This is a genomic window from Streptomyces sp. (genome assembly GCF_036524955.1).
Lineage (GTDB): Bacteria > Actinomycetota > Actinomycetes > Streptomycetales > Streptomycetaceae > Actinacidiphila.
This window is the reverse complement of the sequence record NZ_DATDBG010000152.1, coordinates 1-15,738: the sequence shown is the minus strand read 5'-3', so window position 1 is coordinate 15,738 and position 15,738 is coordinate 1. Positions and strand designations below refer to the sequence as shown.

Here is a 15,738-nt window from a genome sequence, read left to right as displayed (position 1 = left end):
CGGGTACCTGCTCGCGGAAGGTGTGGCGGCAGCCGCGCGTGGGACACACCAGACGCCGCACTCGGACGCGGACCACCACCCGGCGACCGTCGACCGGCACGTCGGCCACCGTTCGCCGGTGATAGCCGTGCACGCGTCCCGACGACGCCCCGCACGCCGGGCAGACCGCGGTGTCCTGCGGAGTCCGTGCCCGCACCACGATCCGCTCGCCCTCGTCGGCCACATCCTCAATGACCAGCGGGGACAACCCCGAAAACACCATCTGCACAAGCTCGTTGACATCCTTCACACCAAGGTCAACGACCCTCACTACGTACCGTCACCACCGAAAGTGAGACAGGGCCAGCCGCTGGACAGACCCGGTTCAAGGCAGAGTCGACGCCGCCGGTGACAACGCCATAGAATCTCTATTTGCACTCCTGCTAAAGAACGTCCTCGAACGCCATCCGGCCACCCGGGAGGACCTCCGCACGGCGATCACCACCCGGATCGAGCGGACCTACCACCGGCGCCGCCGACAACTCCGGCTGAACCGTTGACCCCCATCGACTTCGAGACGATCACGAAGCGCCACCGCCCCCCGGCGGCATGAACCCAGCTGTCACCAATCCGTGCATCAGTCCCGGCCGTTCGCGCCTGGCACCCGGTGCCCGCCCCTGGTGGCATCCAGTCAGGAGGTAGCGATGCGACCCACGTTCCCACTCACCACACCACGCCACCTTGACAACGAGCCCGAAGCCGAGGCTCTGCTCGCGCAGGCTCCGGTCGTCCTCGCGACGATGGGTACAACAGACGTCTGGCTCGCCCTTTCCTACAAGGCGGTGCGCCAGGTTCTGAGCGACAGCCGGTTCAGCCGGGAGGCAGCCACGCTTCCGGGCGGCCCGGTGAAACTGTCCGTCGCCGCCGACCCGTTACTGGTCTCCAGCTTGGAGGGCGAGGGCCACGCCCGTGTGCGCAAGCTGATGTCGCAGGCGTTCAGCCCACGCATGGTCGATCAGCTCGAGCCACGCGTGCAATCCATTGTGGACTCCTTGCTCGACTCCCTCGATCCAACCGCGGATCTTGTGGCAGGTCTCTGCGCTCCACTGCCGTTGATGGTCATCTGCGAGCTGCTCGGCGTGCCCTACTCCGAGGCGGAGGCCATCCGTGGGTGGACCAGGCGGCTGTTCGTCACGGACATCACTCCGGACGAACTGCGGGCCGCACAGAACGAGATGCAGGACTGGCTCGCCGGTCTGGTGCGTCAGAAGCGGGCGAAGCCGGACAACGCGTTGATCTCGGCGATGGTCGCCGCCAACGACGCGGGCGACCACCTCACCGAACCCGAGCTGCTGGCCAACCTCGAGGGCCTGCTGATCGCCGGCCACGAGACGACTGTCAACCAGCTGGGCAACTCGTTGCTGACCCTGCTGCGCCACCCGGACCAACTCGCGTTGCTGCGGTCGTCACCGGACCTGATCGGACCGGCGGTCGAGGAACTACTGCGCTACAGCAGGCTTTTCACCTCGGCTGAGGTCCGGGTCACGACCGAGCCCGTCCAGCTGGAGGGCATTCAGCTGGGAGCGGACGAACCGGTGTTACCGGTCATCGTCGCGGCCAACCGCGACCCCGGTGTGTACCCAGATCCCGGCCGCTTCGACATCACGCGCGAAGGACCGGCAGCGCACGTCGCCTTCGGGCACGGGCCGCACTTCTGCCTCGGCGCGCAGTTGGCCCGCAGGGAGATGCGGGTGGCGATCGGGTCCGTGGTGAAGCGGTATCCGGGACTGCGTCTCGCCGTTGACGAGTCCGAGCTCACCTACGTGGCGGAACTGGTCTTCCGCGGCCTGCGGGCGTTGCCAGTCACTTGGTGATCTGTGGTCTCTGGAACCAGCTGTATTCCGTCTTGGGCGTGATTGATGGGCTCACACTTCGATTCGGGTGGTGACCGTGTCGCGGTGGTCGGGGTGTCCTGCAGGCTTCCCAGGCGCCGAATCCAGCGACCTTCAGGCGGCTGCTGTACGACGGATTCGACGCGATCACCACGCCGCCCGTGGGCCGGCAGACTTCCCGGCGGGGGAGGCTTCGTGGACCGGGTGGACGAGTTCGACACGGCGTTCTTCGGTGCCTCACCCCGCGAAGCCGCGGCCGTGGATCCGCAGCAGGCTTGTACTCGAGCTCGCCTGGGAGGCTCTGGAGAACGCCAGGACCGTCCGGGGCCGAGGCGATGGCCTGGGACCGGATGCACCCCAGACTCACCCACCGTGGCCCATGGCTGGACCACGCCGAGGAGAAACTGCCCGTCCTGCACGGCACGTTGGTGCGGCTGCAGGTCGAGCGCCTGCCGGACGACCGGACCCGAAGCCGGTCTGGCTGTGGTGCTCAGCCACCGCCGCAACGCCGGTGGAGGTGCCCCCTGGTGGCAGTCCTTCCTCCGCAGATTCGATCTTGAGCACACCTTCAGGCTCCTCAAACAAACCCTCGGCTGGACGGCCCCGAAGGTCCGCCACGCCGAGCCCCGCCGCCTCACTCTCGCCCGCGTCCGCCGGGGGTTTCGCAACGTCCGCACAGCACACATGCCAGCGATCAGCGACCTGCACGCGTCGGGCACGGCACGGCGGATCCTCGGCGTAGGTCGCGGAGCCGTCGCGGCACACGACCTCGACCCCCGGATGCTCGCGCAGCCACGCCTCCAGGGTGTCGGCAGTGCGGTCGGGCAGCACGTCGATCCGCTCAAGCGTCTCGGCATCGATCACCGCCTCGCATAGCGATGACGCCGGCGCAGAGCGAAGCCATCAACGCCGATTACACGGGGCACCCGCCCGGCGGGCAACGGGATGCGCAGCACGGCGCGCAGGGCCGTGTGACGAGACACGCCCACCGCGAGTATCGCCAGCAAGCGTGCCCCAGCCCGGCCCGCCAACTCCTGGACCACAGCCTTGACTTGCCTGGTCAGGCGGGCTGTGCGTCGCTGGTATCGCTCCAGCACTCCGGGCACCTGCTCGCGGAAGGTGTGACGGCAACCGCGCGTGGGACACACCAGACGCCGCACCCGCACACCGACCACCACCCGCCGCCCATCGACCGGAACGTCGGCCACGGTCCGCAGATGGTAGCCATGCATCCGGGTCGTCTCAGCCCCGCAGCCCGGGCATGCAGCCGGGCCCTCGGGCGTCCGCGCCCACACCCAGATCCGCTCCCCCTCGTCGACCACATCCTCGACAGCCAGGGAATCCAGCCCGAAAACACCGTACCCACAAGCTCGTTGACAACTCGCACACGATGTCAACGAGCCCAGTCACGCTTCGCTACCACCGAATCTGAGACAGAGCCAGTCGCTGGACAGACCCCCAGGCATACCCACCGCAACACCAACCTGACCAAGCACTACTAGACCTCGGCCGCGACCTTCTCCTCGGGCTCCTCGGGCTCGGCAGGAACCTCGGGCGCGGTGTCGGCAGTGCCGGGCCCGGGCGCGGTGTAGAACACGGACCTCTTCTGCCGCTCACGCTCCAACTCGCCCTTCGCGACGAGGGCCTCCAGCGTATTGCGCACCACCTGGATGCTCGCCGGGCGGTCGGGGTGGGCCTGCGCCAGTTCGCCGGCGACCTCGCTGACCTGGCGCGGCTCGTGGTGCTGGACAAGGAGGGCCAGGACGAGGTCACGCAGAGGGGGTCCGTCGCTTTTCTTCGCACCCGCCGTATCCGCCTTCTGCTCCTTCGGGACTGCGGTGGACGCGGACCGTGTTGCCGTCGTGGCAGCTGCAGGCTTGGCCTTCGCCTTCGTCCGGTTCCCGCCCGTCTTACCGGCCGCCTTCTTCACTCGGCGCGGCTGCGGAACAGCCTGGGTCCCCGCGGCCTGTGCCGGCGCGGCCTCGGCGCTGTCGCCGGGTGAATCGGCCGGCGGCGGTGCGACGCGCCCTGCGGCCAGTGTGCCCTGGGCCCTGACCAGCCACGTCTGTTCCTGCTCCAGTTGGCCGAGGCGGGCCTGCAACTCCGCGATCTGCGAGCGGATGCCCTCCTGCTCCTTCGTGTTTTTCTCCAGGTCGGCCGCAAACTCCTGCGCATACCGGTCCTGGATCTTGGTGCCTGCCGACTCATCGGACACGACAGCTCGCTCTCCTCGTACCTGGTGTTCCTGCCGGATGCTACCCACCTGGGACCCACCATGGATGCGGTTGCCCGCGGTATGCACTCCTGCGGGCACTGACACCACCCCGCCAGGGCGGGAAAACGTCCCCGACTTCTCCGCCTCAGCCGCATGGCTCGGTCCGCACCCGCCTGCGCGGGAACAACGCCTGTATTCGGTGCGGTGATGCCACCGAGGCGTCGGATGTGAGCATACTCGTCGCCCTTCCACCGCTGCCGCTCCAGGTCCGCGTCGATGACGAGGTTCACGGTGAGATCGAAGGTGTCAAACCCGCCCGAGGTGCGCGAGTGGGGTGCTCGAAGTCAGGCACCGGTTCCACAGCCGCCGCTCGGCGCCGACGGTGCAGAAGAAGGCATCGGGCACCGACTACCGCGGACCGTGCGACGAACGCGTCCCGTAGCCGGGCAGCTGCATCCACTTGTCACCGTCTCCGGTCCGGTAGTTGATGAAGACATCAGGCACGACGGTCATTCCTCTGGGGTGCGGTGATGGGCACGGATGTGCTGAGCCCTGGTGACAGAGCGCGTACCGAGGGGCTCCGGGGATGGCGGGCGAAGATACGAGCGAGCTGCCGCAGGTCGGCGGCGATGGTCGCCGAGCTCACCGTTGCGATGGATCCGAGAAGTCGATGGGTGAGATCACAAGCATGGTCGATCTCACCGGCCGCGGCGTGGGCCAGCGCCGGACGCACTCCGTAGCGGACCTGGGTACGCGAGGCGTGGGTATGGCACGTGCGCCATCCGCCGGTCCATGACCTCTGCGGCGTACTTCGACCGCCCCAGGTCACACAGACACCAACCGGTGATCATCGCGACTGGAGCGGACAGGTTCGTGCTGCCGATCACCGGTGCGTCCGGGTCCGGAACATGCCGAGTCGGCAACGCGCGTGCCCGGTCCAGGCTGCGCATGCAGGCGTCGTAGTCACCGGCGATCGCATGGCCCTGCGCCTCCCGCTGGGAAGCCAGACCTTGAAAGCGCGGTGGGAGTTTTCCGCTCTGCGCCCGCCGGGCCAGCCTACCGTCCGGTCGGCGTCCCCGCGGTGGAGGGTGACCACGGCACGGCGGACCAAGGCATACGCCGCAAAGTTGTTGTCACCACTTGCAGCTGCCAGCCCGACAGCCCGCTCCGTCCACCACACTGCGGCCTGCTCGTCCCCGGCCTCCTGCACCGGACGCGAATGCGGGGCGGTTGCTGACAACCGCCCCGCACCGTTATGCGTCAGTTGTTGCCGTGGCCGAGTTCGGTGTCCGCCGGGACATCGGCGAAGCCGCCGAGCCCGTGGTCGCCGTAGGTGCGGTCCACGACTGCCGTGTCACCCGAGATGTTGATCTTCACTGTCGGGCCGAGCGTTCCGCCGCGCCGGAAGTTGTCTTTGGTCCCGATCGTGTCGATGAAGGACTGCACCAGCCCGCCCGGCATGACGTAGTGCGAGTACGCCTGGTAGTGGCCGGGGTGTTGGTTGAAGTCCGGGTCGAACGGGTTCCCCCCCAAGAAGTTGAGGTTCGTCGGGTTACCGAGGGCGAGGCCCGAGCCGCGGTTCAGCGGCTGGAAGTCGCTCCGGACACCATTGCCGACGAAACCGTAGACACCTTCGGGTCCGTCGAGACCCGATGCGTAGGTGTGCCGGTGGCTGATCGTGAAGAGGTAGTACTTGCCGTCCTTCATGTAGATCTGCGGCCGCTCGGTCTGGTCGTTGACGCAGTTGGCGGACAGGATCGGTGGCAGGAACCGCCACTTGTCGAGCTTGTTGTTCTCGGCGACCGCAAGTCCGACGTTCGCCAGCTGGAAGTGCGCGCCGTTGTCCATGACGGTCTGGAGGTCCTCGGCGTGGGGATCGCCTTCCGCATACCCGAGGTCCGCCTTGACGCAGGAACGCGAGCCGCGCTGGAAGGCACTGTTGCCTTCGAACACCATGTAGGTCTTGCCGGGGTGGGCGGGGTCCTCGAAGGTGAACGGGTCACGGAAGTTGTAGAACGGGTTCTGCGCGGCGTTCTGGTAGTACTTGCCGTCGGCCTGCAGGAGGTCGGTGACGTGGTTGAAGCCGGTGAGCTTGACCCCGTTCTTGTTCGTGTGGATCTTGCCGAGGCTCAGGGCGATGCGCGAGTCGTACGGCTTTCTGTCGTTGCCCTGCGCGTCACGGTAGAACGCGACATCCGAGAAGAACAGCTTGATCTCGCCGTTCGGGGAGATGCGCGCCGACCCCGACCACTGGGTCTGATGGCTGTAGGACTTGTCCTTGAAGATGTCGCCGGTCACGCCCTCCGGGAAGACGAGGCCGCCGTATGTCCAGCCGCCGTTCTTGGGACGCTGGTCGGCTGGGATGCCGGTCTGGCGATAGAAGAAGCCGATCTTCGCGAAGGTGTGCCGGTCGTCGAATCCGAGGTTGCGGTCGGCTACGAGCGAGAAGAGGACTTCCCACCCGTTCACGCTGTACTGGTTCGCCTTCGCGTCGGTCAGTGGCCAACTGTCCCACACCCAGACCTGCCCGTTGCTCATGTCCGGGAAGTCCTGCGGAACCGTCGGCATCGTGTACTCCTCCGGCATGGAGTTTTCACGAGAACCAGCCGCGGGGTTGGACATCGCCTTGATCTGCATGGCGTCCGCCCGGGTCCACCTGGAGGTGAAATTCTCCTCGGGGTCGTGGGCCTGCTGGGTATGCGTCGTCGCTGCGGGGAACCCCGCCACCGGCGCGGCCGTGGATACCGGCCCTGCCAACAATGAGATCGTGACCGTGCTGGCCGCAAGCACGCCCAGGATCGTGGTACGTCTGACTCTTCCAGCCATCGCATTCGCCCTCATGGCGTTCCTCCTATCCGCTCAGAATTTCTCTTCATGTTCCAACTGGCCCTTTCAGATGGACTCCCTACGTGCGTACCTACGCGATCGCCTATCACGACCAACTCGACCTCGCGGCATAATCAACCAGCCGAGTCACTCACAGGGAAACGCACCCCCGCACCGACGAGCGTCACCGCGACGGTGAGGGTGGCTGTTCGCCCATGCAAGGGCACGCCACACGTCACTCGCCGTTCGAGACTCGAACCAGCGCCCTTGCGGGGCTGGTTCGCTTTGCCGGGGTAGCAGCCTCCTTCGATTTCTGATGGTCGTCAGACAGGAAGCCACAGGTCGCGGCACCGATGACAAAGGTATGTCGACGAAGGGGGGAGCCTTCGAATGGGTACTCCTGGCGACGGTGAGCCAGCGCGACCGGAGGACCGGGTGCCTGCTGCTCAGCCAGGAGCGACATGGCCCAGGCGCTCGCCGGGGTCGGCGTCACGGATGGGCTATATAAGCGGATTCATCGGCACGAGTGGGCCGATGTTCAACCCTGTTCGGGTTTCCGCGGTACATCCTGCTCGCCCGCATCCCGACAGGCAAGCTTTGTGGCGAACTGAAAACGCGACGGATTCCACTTAGGGGGATCAGCCCGAGTCGCCGTCGTCACGTGGGGAGGCAACTCGCGCGCCGGACGCGCAGTTCGTGCGGGGTCAACCATGCTGTCAGCCAGTCCTCGTGAGTGGATTCACCTGCCAGGGGATCCGCGACGCGCCTGACGGATCGTATACAGATGCGGCCGGCATGCGGCGCGTCGGCGCCGCGCCCCCGGCCGTGTCGGCACCCGTCGCGGGCCGGGCCCGCGCTTCCGGATGACCCCCGCGGCCCGCACCGGCCCGGCGGCCGTGTCGTCCGCCCCCGGTCGTCCTCGGCGCCGCGGGCGATCCGGTCGGGCAGGGCGCCATGCGGAGACGGCCGGCAGGAGGGCCCGCCTCGCCCGCGCCCTGCGCACCGCATCGGAGCGACTATGTGGCGCGGGTCACGGAGAGCGCGCCGCGTGCTCCCCGTGTGTTCTGGCAGGTGGAGGCGGGCGGTTGTCTGGTCATCGGTTAAATTCATCGACGGTGCCCCAGGCCCACCCGACTTCTCCCCGCTGGTCCGCACATTCACAGGCATGTCGGCCGCACCATGGCCCGAGGCAGTCCGCACGAAGCCACTCCATGTGCACCAGCACGCCGTCTATGTCCTCGGTCACCTGCCCGTTCGCGTTGGGGGCACCGGTCCTGGGCGGCTTCCACACATACTCGCGGACTTCGGCCCGGGCCCGGCGGATCGCCGTCAGTGCGCGGGGACCGGCCGCAGCCGGGGTGTCCACCAGGCGCGAGACGGTGGGATCGGAGGCCACCGGTCCGAACCGCGGGCTCGGCCCGAAGCACCGCCATATCGGACAGGCAGTCCCCGCCCAGCGCCACCGCCCGTGCGAGGTCCAGCCACGATCTTGCCCGGGTCGTGCACGGCCCGCGGCTTGCGCCACGGCATCAACGCCGCCGACATCGCCGCGTCCAGACCGGTCTTGCGGACCGTTTCCACCAGCAGCGCCCCACCGGCCTGCGAGACCACCGTGCCCACGTCGTCCCGGACGCGGGCACGTGGATACGACCCGATACGCTTGCTCACCCGGGGAGTGCTTCTTTCCTTGCGACTGACCGGACCCTCGGCACGTCGCATCGTTGCACCCATGAGGGCCGGGTCTGTCAGGCGCGGGTAGGCTCCTGGCTCAGGGTTGTGTTGTGCTGCTGCCGGGGCTGCGTGGTCTTTGTCGCTGTCTCGCGGCCGCTGATTCCTCCGGCGCTCGGCGGGGGGCCGCTGGCGTGCCCGCGGCGTGTGAGGGACGAGTGGGCGGAGGCGCGCGAGCCGGACGCCGGTACCAGGGTGGCGGAGGGCGGAAGGTTGAGGGAGCGACACTTCTTGGTGCGGCGCTGATCGTTGGCGAGAGGCACCGAGATCCACACCGCATCCGGCGAAGCCTACGGGGTCCTGCGGGTCCACGCCGACCTGCAAGGCCGCAAGCGGCTGACACGCGCGCACGGCATCGTCGGCCGCCACCCGCGAAGGAAGAAGAGGACCACAGTCCCCGATCCGGTGGTACCGCCTGTACCCGGACCTGCCGCAACGGGACTTCACCGCTGCCCGGCCCGATGAGCGGTGGTGCGCCGACATCACGTATATCCCAGTCGGTGGCCGGTGGCTGTTCCCGGCCTGCGTGATCGATATCTGCTCGCGCCGGGTGCTCGGCTGGTCGATGTCTCCCGCACATGCGGTCCGGACTGGTCGTCGACGCGCTTGAGATGGCGGTGGCGGCCCGCGGCAGGGACGTGGCCGGCGTGGTGTTCCACTCCGATCGCGGCTCGCACGGTGGATTCAACCGGTCGTCGCAACACATCCATGATCGGCGACGACCAGAAGGCGGAGCTGCCGCCGGCCGACGGGCCCCGGGCACCCGACGGGTGGGGCGTCGTGCTCTGCGGCGACGACCAGAAGGCGGAGCTGCCCTGCCATCCCCGGCCCAGGGCCGTCGATGTGCTGGGGTTCGCCCCCGGTGACCGGGCCGAAGCCCCCATGTGCTGCACCGACCCTATTCTCCGGCGGCCGCGCTTGGCTATCACGCCTGCCTGACCCGCCGCTCTCGGCGGATGCCCGGCCGCACCTGGCGGCCGGCGGCTTCCCCTCGAGGCCGGGCAACTCGCCTGATGTGTGATGCTTTGACCCTACGGTGGTCTGTGTGTAATCGTTGCAGCTCAGACCCCGCCCGGAGGAGCAGCGCATGGCCGAACCGCCGGCTCGCCGTATTTCTCGGCGGAGGGTGTTGCGGAGCGCCGTGCAGGCCGCCGCCGCGGGCGCCGTGTCCTCGGCGTGCACGGGCGGTGCGCACGATGCCGCAGGTGCCGACGGCACGACGGCCCCGGTGGAACCGACGGCCGGCAGCACCTCCCAGCCGCAGTCGTACCGCGCCGCCTACCACTTCACCGTTCCGCGCGAGTGGATGAACGATCCGCAGCGCCCGGTGTACGTGGACGGTGAATACCTCTACTACTACTTGTTCAACGCCGACTACAGCCGCCAGGGCAACGGCACCGCCTGGCGGCTGGCCACCACCAGGGACGGCGTCACTTTCCAGGACCAGGGCATCGCCATCCCGAAGTTCACCACGCCCAACGGGGACGTCTGGTCCGGTTCGGCGGTGGTGGACGCGCAGAACACCGCGGGCTTCGGGAAGGGCGCCGTGGTCGCCCTGGTCACCCAGCGTGATCGCGCGAACGGCGACGCCCAGGCGCAGTTCCTGTGGTATTCAACCGACCGCGGGCGCCGCTTCGCGCCCCTCGGCGACAGGCCCGTGCTGCCCAACCCCGGCAGCAATGACTTCCGCGACCCGAAGGTCGTCCGTGACGACGAGCGCGGCCGCTGGGTGCTGCTACTGGCCGAGGGCAGGAAGATCGGCTTCTACGTCTCCCAGGATCTGCGGTCCTGGCGCTACACGAGCGGTTTCACCACCGACGGCATCGGAATCCTGGAGTGCCCGGACCTCTTCCTCATGCAGACCGACACCGGCGAGGCGACCTGGGTGCTCGGCGCCAGCGCCAACGGCAAGGCGGCGGGGCTGCCGAACACGTATGCCTACTGGACCGGCGCGTTCGACGGCGGGTCCTTCCGCCCGGACACCGCCGAGCCGCAGTGGCTCGATCACGGCTTCGACTGGTACGCGGGGGTGACCTGGGAGACCTACCGCGACGGCCGGATCGACCCCACCACCCGCTACGCCCTGGCGTGGATGAACAACTGGGACTACCCCCACACCACACCCACTCTCAAGGCGGACGGCTTCAACGGCACGGACTCGGTCGTCAGGCAAGTCACCCTCCGCCGCGGGCAGACGGGGCGGTACGTGCTCTGCTCCCGCCCCGCCGACGCGCTCGGCAGCCTGGTCGCGAGCACCACCGAACTGGGCGACATCCAGGTAGCCGGCGACCGCGGACTCTCCTTCGACAGCGCCGCCTACGAGATACAGGCGGATGTGACCTGGGACCGGCTGGACAACGTCGGGATGCGGCTGCGGACCTCGCGGGACGGCAGGCGGCACGTCGATGTGGGCGTGTTCGGGGACCACGCCTACGTCAACAGGTCGGCCGCGCCACATCCGCCGGGCCCGTGGACCGAGAGCCACTCGCCCTTCCCGCCCGGCCGGCGGCAGGTCCGGATGCGGGTGCTGGTGGACCGCACCAGCATCGAGGCGTTCTTCGACGACGGCCAGTACACCCATTCCCACCTGGTGTTCCCCCAGCCCGACGACACCGGCATCTCGCTGTTCGCCCAAGGGGGAAACGCCCTCTTCTCCGGCGTACGCATCCGCGAGTTCACGCAAGGCAACACCGGCAGCTGAAAGACATCACGGCCCAGAAGAGCCCGGGCGTGGCTGTCGGCGGCTGCCTGGGCGCGGGCACACAGCTGCTCGGTCAGGGCTTGGCCGTCGGCGGACGCCTGCTCCGGCTCACGACGCCGCCGCGGCAGCTGCGCGGCCCGCTCCTCCAGCACCACCCGACGCTCTCTCGTCCACACCAGCACATCCGGCACCCTCGAACTCCCCCTTCCCCGGCGCGGTGTCCAGCCGCTCCTTCGGAACGTAAGGGAGCGGCTGCCCGGCGCGTCGCCCGTTCCGGGCACCCACGCGCGGCCTGGCGAACGATCACTTCGAACGATCAGGCCGCCGACCGCCCGAACACCCCACCCGCCGCTCACACCAGGACCCGTGACCTGCGATGCAGGTGGAATTTGGCTATTGCCACCTCGACAGGTCGGGCACACCCATGCCAGGATTCCGCCGTGACCACTACCCGAAAGGCCCATGCCGCGTAGACGGCCAGGCAAGCTCCGCGCGCAGCAGTGGAAACCTCCGCACGACCTGTACCGGCCACGCCCCTGGCCAACCCGTATCGACGGTCTGTCCTCCCGGACCGTCTCGGCCATCCACCGGGTGGAGACCCGGCGTTGGGGAGAAGCAGGCCTGTGGCCCGGCGCCACCGAGGCGGCCCTCAGGTCGTACCGCGGATTCCTGGCACGCCCAGGCCGGCATCTCTACCTGCTCAAGTCGCACTGCGGCTGCAACGGCTGCGAACTGACCGAGAACGTGGCAGCAGCGCGAGACCTCCTCGAACTGATCCTGCCAACGCTCCCTCCATGGCCGCGGCGTGACCTGAAAACCCTGGTGGCAGACCTCGACGGGAAGCTGTGGCACAGGACCCTCCCGGACCCCTCCGCTTACGGAAACCCCAGAGGCGGGAGAGCCTGGTGGCATTCCAGGCTCTACGACGAGACCAGCACGACGTCGATCAGCGGTCCGCGTGGGCGGAGAGCCTCATCGAGCCGCCAAGGATTCGCTGGCGGCCGACCGCGGAGACATCGAAATGATCGTCGAGTGTGCCGCGACGGTGGATGAGCTTGACAGCGGCGTGGCCGCCGGCGTGGAAGGTGTCGGCGGCAGCGGCTTGATCTGCCTCCAGAGCAACGTGGGCCAGGCGTTTTCGGGCTGCTCCGGTGCCCGGAGCAGGAGCGAATGACAGCCGACCAGGCAGACCACGTGGCCCAGTCCCTCCGAGCTCAACTTCGCCGGCGTCCGCACACTCTGTGAACCGACCCCGGAAATTGAGCCAGAGCCGAACCTCGTGATCATCCGGGGTGCGGAGCACCCACCCAGCTGCCTCCCGACCGTCGGTTCAGCCCTCGCGGCCGCCTTACGGCGAGGTGCGGGCTTCGAGGTACATCTGCACGAACGCTTCGACTTTGGCGCGGATGATCCAGGGGTCGAAGGGTTTGACAAGGTAGTCGACCGCACCGGCGGTGTAACCGCGGAACATATGCGCCGGATCGCGGTCCATCGCGGTGAGGAAAATGATCGGGATGTTGCGGGTGCGCGCGCGGCGTTTGATGTGGATGGCCGTCTCGTATCCGTCCATATCGGGCATCTGGACATCGAGCAGGATGACTGCGAATCCCCCGTCGTCCAGGAGGGCTTTGAGAGCGGCCTGGCCCGAGTCGGCCGTGACGATCTCGTGGCCGAGTCCGGCCAGAACGGCCTCGAGAGCCAGGAGGTTCGCCTGCTTGTCGTCGACGGCAAGAATCCGTGCGGTGGTAAGGTCCGCGGCGGACCTCACACCGTCCCCTGGTTCATTGCTCGTCTGAAGGGCGGACAGCGGTCCCTCGGCGACTGCGAGCTGCCGTTCCAGCAGGTCGCACCGGGACTCGGCCAGCATCACCCTCAGCCGTGCTTCCTCCAGTTCGGTCTCCAACGTCGTGACCTGGGCCTGCAGGCGCTGACGTTCGGCGCGCAGGTCTTCCACGCCTTCCGAACCGGCTGTGAGGGGGTCAGTGCGGGTGCGTTCGGCCGTCCACTGGGCTTCCAGCAGGTTCAGGCGCACTTCGAGTTCCGCGATGCGGTGCTGGCGCTCCAGCAGGGCGTCACCCAGCAGGTCTTCCCGGACGGTGGCGCGGCGTGCTTCCCGGTCGGCGTCGGCCAGTTGCCGCTCCAGGACCTCCACGCCGTGTGCCGGCGAGAGCGTGGCCTGGACCGCGCAACGGTGGAGTTCGCGTACGTGTTCCAAAGTGAGGGCAGTGGCCGGGGCACCGTGGTCGGCAGCGAGGTCGGAGAAAAGGTCGACAACGAATTCCCATGGCGGGACGCGAGTACCGCTGAGGTAACGCGAGACAGTTCCGGCGTCGCGGTACCGACGGGCGGCATAGCGGCGAACCGACACCCCCAGTCCGGCGAACAGCGTGCGCAACGCCTGAGCGAACCGTCGGCAGTCATCGTTCAAATGGTCGGCCAGCGGCCGTAATTCGCCCATCAGGTCCTGCTCTCCTCTTCTGGCTGAGTGCCACCGCCCCGGCCTCGGGCCGGGGCGGGCTGTGCCCTGTCACCGAGCATGAGCGCTCGTACGCGTCACTCGGGTCCGGTTCCCGCGATGAGCCGGTCGAAGAAGGGGACGGCAAGGCCGAACGCTCCGACTCCACACAGGACACACTGGCTGGGCGGAGTGCCGCCCACCGCGGACAGGACCCCCGCGCCGATCCCCGTCAGCAACGACAGGGTGAAGACAAGCGCTGCCCTGATGGACAACAACGGCCTTTGCACGGCCTACCTCTCGCCGGCGGCGATGCACGCCGCGCCTGACTGCCGCGGCTGATCAGCCGGGCGGTACCCAGGCTGCCCGTCCGCAACACCGTTGCAGCACCGCAACGGGATTACGGCAGCACCAGGCAACACCTCGCAGGCGCCTGCGACAGCGGCCGCGGACAGCAGGCTGATGTTCCGATGCGGCGCGCGCAGCCGTTCCAGCAGCGGGTAGGCCGCGTCGCGGTCCTGCACGCTCGCGGCAGTGACCGCCACAACCAGCAACAGGCCGAGAGTGTCCACGACCAGATGCCGCTTGCGGCGCGCCACCTTCTTGCCCGCGTCGTACGCGTGAGCCGGCCGGCACCGTGGCGGCCGCCCGCAGCGACTGCGCGTCGACGATGGCGGCCGTCGGCTCCACCGTCCGGCCCTCCGCCTGGCGGACCCGGCCGCGGATCCGGTCACGCAGCCGGTCGTGGAACTCCACAGTGAGCCCCTGCCACCGCCACCTGCGGAAGAAGGCGCAGACCCGGGGCCTGCAAGTTACGTCCCGACGTCACGGCGGCTACCCCGCTCCGGCAGAGGTGCGTCACCCGGCCAGCCGGCGCGAGGCCTGCTGCCGGGCCGGTCAGTGCCGGGGCCTGGGCACCTTCAGTTTGTCCCAGCTCGCCTTGCCCGGGGTGCCGTCGGCGTCCTCGCCCGTGAAGCCGAGCTTGTGCTGCCAGGCCGCGTAGGACCTGCGGTCGGCCTCGGTCCACTCCGGGCTCGGCCCGCTCTCGTACCGGCCGCAGCCCTCGGCGACCAGGCGTCGGCCCATGGCCGTGATGACCGGGGACGTCTGCCCGGTGTGGAAGAAGCCGCTGCCCGGGAACGGCTCGTACGACGGCTTGGGCCGGGGCTTCGGCTCGGGGTCCGTCCCACCGCGGGCACCGTCCCTGCCGCCGAGCCGTTCGGCTATGCGCGTGCGCATGCCGTCCATCGTGAAGCCGCGCGGGTCCTGTTTGCCCGGCTGCCACTCCTTGTGGCCGATGACGGACCGCTCGCTCCAGCCGTGGTGGCGGCAGATGGCGGCGGCGACCTTCTCGATGGCCTCCTTCTGGACCTCGGGCCACGGGTCCTTGCCGTCGCCGAGGTTGACGCACTCGAAGCCGTAGAAGTGCCGGTTGCCGTCGGTGTCGGCCTCGTTGTCGGGTGGCAGCCCACTCTCGTTGACGACGGCGTGCAGGACGTCGCCGTCGCCCAGGCCGGCGTGGTTGGCGCGGCCGTTGCCGACGAGGTGGACGTGGCCCTTCTTGTCGATGACGCCGTGGCAGAGGGGGCCGGGCAGGCCGGGGTAGCCGTCGTAGCAGATGCCGACGGAGGCGGCGGTGCCGGAGGTGACGGTGTGGTGGATCATCACGCCGTTGACCGGGCCCCAGGAGCCTTTGGTGTTGCGGTTGTGGGTGCGCCAACTGCGCACCTCGTGCACCGTCAGGCCCTCCGCGCGCAGGATTTCCACCATTTTCGACGCGCTCAGCGGCCTGGCCATCACTCGTCTCCTTCCTGGGCGGTCCCTGCCTGTGCTGCGGTCTGCGCCGTCCCGCGGGAGGGATCTGCCTCCGCGGCCTGCTCCTCCCGGCCGGCCTCCGCCTCGGCTGCGAGCGTAGCCTCGTCCGCCGCCGGGACGGCACCCG

General features: G+C 68.6%; 7 protein-coding genes and 7 pseudogenes. 6 read left to right on the top strand and 8 right to left on the bottom strand.

The features are described 5' to 3' along the window. Window positions 1-262 (bottom strand): transposase family protein (locus VIW71_RS12400; protein ID WP_331622170.1); only part of this gene is annotated, 262 nt, incomplete at its 3' end. A gap of 106 nt (window positions 263-368) precedes the next feature. Here VIW71_RS12400 and VIW71_RS12395 point away from each other — a divergent pair. The 4 genes and pseudogenes from VIW71_RS12395 to VIW71_RS12385 all read left to right on the top strand — a co-directional run. Further along, a pseudogene (locus tag VIW71_RS12395) lies at window positions 369-592 on the top strand (IS3 family transposase); the annotation flags it as partial. 91 nt (window positions 593-683) lie between these two features. Next, the gene (locus tag VIW71_RS12390; protein WP_331622169.1) at window positions 684-1,853 is read left to right on the top strand and encodes a cytochrome P450; all 1,170 of its coding nucleotides are present in this window, start codon (window positions 684-686) and stop codon (window positions 1,851-1,853) included. 45 nt (window positions 1,854-1,898) lie between these two features. After that, window positions 1,899-2,087: pseudogene (locus VIW71_RS26565) on the top strand (hypothetical protein); the annotation flags it as partial. Between the two features lie 110 nt (window positions 2,088-2,197). Further along, window positions 2,198-2,558 (top strand): annotated as a pseudogene (locus VIW71_RS12385) (transposase); the annotation flags it as partial. Here the strand turns inward: VIW71_RS12385 and VIW71_RS12380 are convergent. The 4 genes and pseudogenes from VIW71_RS12380 to VIW71_RS12365 form a co-directional block, all read right to left on the bottom strand. Next, window positions 2,553-3,258, bottom strand: a pseudogene (locus tag VIW71_RS12380) (ISL3 family transposase); the annotation flags it as partial. The pseudogenes VIW71_RS12385 and VIW71_RS12380 overlap by 6 nt on opposite strands. A gap of 111 nt (window positions 3,259-3,369) precedes the next feature. Then, window positions 3,370-4,086, bottom strand: coding sequence for a hypothetical protein (locus tag VIW71_RS12375; RefSeq protein WP_331622168.1), 717 nt, complete (start codon window positions 4,084-4,086; stop codon window positions 3,370-3,372). A gap of 1,260 nt (window positions 4,087-5,346) precedes the next feature. Continuing rightward, on the bottom strand, window positions 5,347-6,843 hold the full coding sequence (locus VIW71_RS12370; RefSeq protein WP_331622166.1) for a glycoside hydrolase family 68 protein: 1,497 nt from the start codon (window positions 6,841-6,843) through the stop codon (window positions 5,347-5,349). 1,246 nt (window positions 6,844-8,089) lie between these two features. Further along, a pseudogene (locus VIW71_RS12365) lies at window positions 8,090-8,580 on the bottom strand (transposase); the annotation flags it as partial. A gap of 327 nt (window positions 8,581-8,907) precedes the next feature. On the opposite strand from VIW71_RS12365, the pseudogene VIW71_RS12360 reads away from it, so the two are divergent. Continuing rightward, window positions 8,908-9,314, top strand: a pseudogene (locus tag VIW71_RS12360) (DDE-type integrase/transposase/recombinase); the annotation flags it as partial. Window positions 9,315-9,727: 413 nt separating this feature from the next. After that, on the top strand, window positions 9,728-11,341 hold the full coding sequence (locus tag VIW71_RS12355; protein WP_414720733.1) for a glycoside hydrolase family 32 protein: 1,614 nt from the start codon (window positions 9,728-9,730) through the stop codon (window positions 11,339-11,341). Window positions 11,342-12,689: 1,348 nt separating this feature from the next. Here the strand turns inward: VIW71_RS12355 and VIW71_RS12350 are convergent. The 3 genes and pseudogenes from VIW71_RS12350 to VIW71_RS12340 form a co-directional block, all read right to left on the bottom strand. After that, window positions 12,690-13,799: a response regulator gene (locus tag VIW71_RS12350; protein WP_331622164.1), complete on the bottom strand. Its 1,110-nt coding sequence runs from the start codon at window positions 13,797-13,799 to the stop codon at window positions 12,690-12,692. A 407-nt stretch (window positions 13,800-14,206) separates the two neighbouring features. Next, window positions 14,207-14,582 (bottom strand): annotated as a pseudogene (locus tag VIW71_RS26560) (transposase); the annotation flags it as partial. 111 nt (window positions 14,583-14,693) lie between these two features. Beyond that, window positions 14,694-15,593 carry a peptidoglycan-binding protein gene (locus VIW71_RS12340; RefSeq protein ID WP_331622163.1) on the bottom strand — a complete coding sequence of 300 codons (900 nt, stop codon included), beginning with the start codon at window positions 15,591-15,593 and terminating at the stop codon, window positions 14,694-14,696. Window positions 15,594-15,738 lie beyond the last annotated feature (145 nt).

Excerpts from the sequence above, each read along its gene's own strand:
- VIW71_RS12350 (WP_331622164.1), bottom strand. The coding sequence starts at position 13,799 with ATGGGCGAATTACGGCCGCTGGCCGACCATTTGAACGATGACTGCCGA.
- VIW71_RS12390 (WP_331622169.1), top strand. The coding sequence starts at position 684 with ATGCGACCCACGTTCCCACTCACCACACCACGCCACCTTGACAACGAG.
- VIW71_RS12340 (WP_331622163.1), bottom strand. The coding sequence starts at position 15,593 with ATGGCCAGGCCGCTGAGCGCGTCGAAAATGGTGGAAATCCTGCGCGCG.
- VIW71_RS12355 (WP_414720733.1), top strand. The coding sequence starts at position 9,728 with ATGGCCGAACCGCCGGCTCGCCGTATTTCTCGGCGGAGGGTGTTGCGG.